The organism is uncultured Chryseobacterium sp., assembly GCF_913776365.1.
In the GTDB taxonomy this organism is placed as follows: domain Bacteria; phylum Bacteroidota; class Bacteroidia; order Flavobacteriales; family Weeksellaceae; genus Chryseobacterium.
Genome location: NZ_CAJYMO010000330.1, coordinates 1 through 3,581 on the forward strand (window position 1 = coordinate 1; position 3,581 = coordinate 3,581).

The window sequence follows — 3,581 nt, forward strand, 5'->3', positions numbered from 1 at the left end:
CTGTTTCAGCACCGGCTTCCACCATTACTGCCGCTGCAGGTGACGAAATCATCCCTATGGACAGGATGAGGAAAATTATCGCCGAAAACATGGTAAAAGCCAAGCAGATTGCCCCGCATGTTACCTCTTTCATCGAAACAGACGTTACCAATGTTGTAAAATGGAGAAATAAAAACAAATCGCTTTTCGAAAAACGAGAAGGAGAAAAGCTGACGTTTATGCCGATTTTCGTAAAAGCGGTAGTAAAAGCGATACAGGACTTCCCGATGATCAATGTTTCCATCAGCGGGGAAAACATTATTAAAAAGAAAAACATCAATATCGGTATGGCCACTGCCCTGCCGGACGGAAACCTGATTGTTCCCGTGATTAAAAATGCCGACCAGCTATCCCTTTCCGGACTGGCGAAGGCCATCAACGATCTGGCGTACAGGGCAAGGAATAAAAAACTGAGACCGGAAGATACGCAGGGAGCCACCTATACGATTTCCAATGTGGGAAGCTTCGGCAACCTGATGGGAACCCCGATCATTCCTCAGCCGCAGGTAGCCATCCTGGCCATCGGAGCTATTGTAAAGAAACCGGCAGTCCTGGAAACGGCGGACGGCGATGTAATTGCTATCAGAAACCTTATGTTCATGTCCCACTCCTACGACCACAGGGTGGTTGACGGTTCCCTGGGAGGAATGATGCTGAAGCACGTTCATGATTACCTGCAGAACTGGGATCTGAATACGGAAATATAATTAATGAGTAATCAGTAATGAGTAATTTACCCTGAAAATAAGACCTTCGGATTTTTCCGGAGGTTTTTTGTATGATATCTGTTGAAATAATTTTATCTTCAATCTAAATAAGGTACGAATGGAGCTTGATTTCAGGAAATTAGATGCCAGTAAACTTTTTGACTTTTCCAGGGAACAGGAAGAATTGATTTTCGAAATATATGACCGTCTATTCGGGATGTACGACCTTTCTGTGGTTGCGGTTGAAGATTCCCTTTTTCAGGTCTTTCATTCCGGTAAAGAGAATTCATTATTCAATCCCAAAATTTGCTATTTCATTACGGATAAAAATAAAGAAAATCCGTTTTACCTTTTCATTGTCAGCAAAATCGGCATTATGGCAAAAGGTGCGCGCACTACTGCTTTGTATGACAGCCTGCAGATTTGGGGAATGAAGCGGATGGAAGAAGACTATGGCTTCATATCCGTCAGTAAAAAGAGATGGACAGACAGGATCGCCGGTATGTTCAACCGCTTTAAAGTAAATTTCAGAGACGGAGCATTCAGTGGCTTTTATATACTGGGCAGCAACAAGTCCGGAACCAGGACCTTTTTAAATGAAAGACGCAGACAAATCATCAAATCTTTTCCGGATAAAGACTTCAGGCTGGAAATCAAAAATAACATTCTCAAATTCGGAATTCCTGAAACTCTTACTGTGGATCGCGCCCTATATACAGCTGAATTCTTGAAACAGATCTGATTAACAGGAACCCGAAGCTTTTCTAAAAGGCTGTATAATGAAAGCCGGAAGCAATTACGATTAAAATACTTTTAAGCGTCTTAGAGCCTGTTTAAGAACATAAAAACCTTCGGATTTTATCCGGAGGTTTTTGATTTGCCGGTTATCCGGAGGAACGCCTCGCATATACGATGCTTGTTTTCAGCCGGTGAACCTTATTGTGCGCTGACAAATACACACTCTTCAGGTTGTCGTCTTTATCCAGGTTTATTTTCAGGTCAAAACGTTTTTCTTCAGGATCCGATTTCAGAATCCGGTACAACTGATCGTCATCGAAACTGACCATCATTTCCATTAAAGGAGCAAAAAGATCTTCCTCCGATCCGGGCTTCATTCCGGCATTCCTGAAAAATTTCAGGGTAAAACGGGAAGGAAGCCGGATGATTGCAGGCCGTGCATCATGCAGAAGTACTCCATTACTCAGCGAGTCTGCATAATCTTCCGAGGAGGGGAAATACAGATCGGTTACCGGATCAAATCTGATCTCTGATAATTCCGATCCGCTTTCCAGAAACAAATAAGGCGTAACCTCCTTTTTGTTCCGGATAAAGAAGACCATTTTATCCCTCTTCGGATCTGGTTCCGGCCATGATCTTAGGACCTTTTTTCCTCTGTAACTGCCTGTAGCTTTATCATCTGCGCTCCAGCCCTCACCGCTCAGCGTCACTGAAAATGTCCCTTTGTCCCCGAATTCCATCCTGAGATCATTATGATTTCCGAGGTCCCGGGTCATAGCTGCAATGTTTCCTTCAAACTCATAAAAGGCATCATCATTGTAGGAGAACCAGACCAGATGAATTTTTTCAGGAACCGGCATTTTTTGTACCTGAACAGAACTTTCGCCGTCCGGAACAGAAAAAGTATCTTCCTTTGCATAAAAATGATTATCCGTTAATTTAATGAATGTTCCATCTTTGCCGGAGTACCGTACACTATATTCAAATCTTGAAAAACGGTCATATGATATTTCGTGCCGGATAATCGCGCCGGCTAATGTCAGGATCAGGATGAGCAAAAGATAATTCCAGATTTTACTAGCCATGGATAAATGCTTTTGAAAGTCCCATAAGCCAAAGGATAAATAACCTGTAAATGACAAGAAAGGCAAACGTTCCTGCAATCATGATGATGTAAACAATCCTTATCATCTTATCCGGCGAAATAATAGCACTGATCATCCACACCGCCATATTGGCAAGAAGCAGATAATGGAGATTCCCTAAAAAAACATCGGAAGCCAGCTCATAATTCGACCAGGAAAGCAACAGGAGGGTTGACAATATGAAAAATATGACGACCAGGATACCTGTCGTTGCGGAATTCTGTAAAAAGCGTTCAGCTGCTCCTAAGTTCATCATGGAAATCAGATCATTATTCTTCAACTGCAAATCTATTGATTTATGCGACTATCTGTCCAATATCCGTAAATTAATTTTAATTTTAACGAAATACAAGGTGATATAACCTGATTCCAGGAAACTCAATGCCGCTCAAATTTTAAGTTCTCTAAAAACACAGGAACGATTGATATTCAAAGTATATGACAAATGGTTTGAAAGGTGTGATCTTTCAGTAATTGCGGTTGAAGACGCTCCTGCTCAGAAAAGACGTATGCAAGATGCCGTAATGCAACAGCTGATCTGAAAAATAATGTTTGTACAGGTAATTTAAGCAGCCTCTGATTTGAATGGAAATGGGGAAATGGAAACTGCTGCTGCAAGATCGAAAGAAAATTTATATTAGCCTATCCTTTACTACGTCTATTCCTTTTTATTCTTACTGAACAGGATTACTACAATTGATTATCAATTTTCTTATATGCAACTGATCATATCCGCAGAACAAAAAATACAATTAAATAAAGGAAAACATTTGTATAATTAAGAGAATTACCCTATTTTTGCACCTCGAAATAATTAACAAATTTATTTAACATTATGAACAATTACGAAACTGTTTTCATTTTAACTCCCGTTCTATCTGAAGCTCAGGTGGAGGAAGCAGTGAACAAGTATGTAGATCTTATCAAAGAAAAGAACTGCGAAATCGTTGCT

General features: G+C 40.7%; 5 protein-coding genes. 3 read left to right on the forward strand and 2 right to left on the reverse strand.

Features of this window, described 5'->3' with window-relative positions; all coding sequences use genetic code 11:
• The coding region (locus QZ735_RS18050; protein ID WP_294251519.1) for a dihydrolipoamide acetyltransferase family protein at positions 1-746 on the forward strand (746 nt) is incomplete at its 5' end.
• A gap of 118 nt (positions 747-864) precedes the next feature.
• On the forward strand, positions 865-1,488 hold the full coding sequence (locus tag QZ735_RS18055; protein WP_294251522.1) for a hypothetical protein: 624 nt from the start codon (positions 865-867) through the stop codon (positions 1,486-1,488).
• Positions 1,489-1,630: 142 nt separating this feature from the next.
• On the opposite strand, the gene QZ735_RS18060 is transcribed toward QZ735_RS18055, so the two are convergent.
• Positions 1,631-2,569 carry a hypothetical protein gene (locus tag QZ735_RS18060; protein ID WP_294251524.1) on the reverse strand — a complete coding sequence of 313 codons (939 nt, stop codon included), beginning with the start codon at positions 2,567-2,569 and terminating at the stop codon, positions 1,631-1,633.
• Positions 2,562-2,915 (reverse strand): hypothetical protein, encoded by a 354-nt coding sequence (locus QZ735_RS18065; RefSeq protein ID WP_294251527.1) that lies wholly within the window; start codon positions 2,913-2,915, stop codon positions 2,562-2,564. Before QZ735_RS18065 ends, QZ735_RS18060 begins: the two co-directional genes overlap by 8 nt.
• A 549-nt stretch (positions 2,916-3,464) precedes the next feature.
• Here QZ735_RS18065 and QZ735_RS18070 point away from each other — a divergent pair.
• A partial coding sequence (locus QZ735_RS18070; protein ID WP_294251529.1) for a 30S ribosomal protein S6 occupies positions 3,465-3,581 on the forward strand: 117 nt, incomplete at its 3' end.

Bases quoted from the DNA above. Each gene is read 5' to 3' on its own strand.
- QZ735_RS18055 (WP_294251522.1), top strand. From the start codon at position 865: ATGGAGCTTGATTTCAGGAAATTAGATGCCAGTAAACTTTTTGACTTT.
- QZ735_RS18060 (WP_294251524.1), bottom strand. From the start codon at position 2,569: ATGGCTAGTAAAATCTGGAATTATCTTTTGCTCATCCTGATCCTGACA.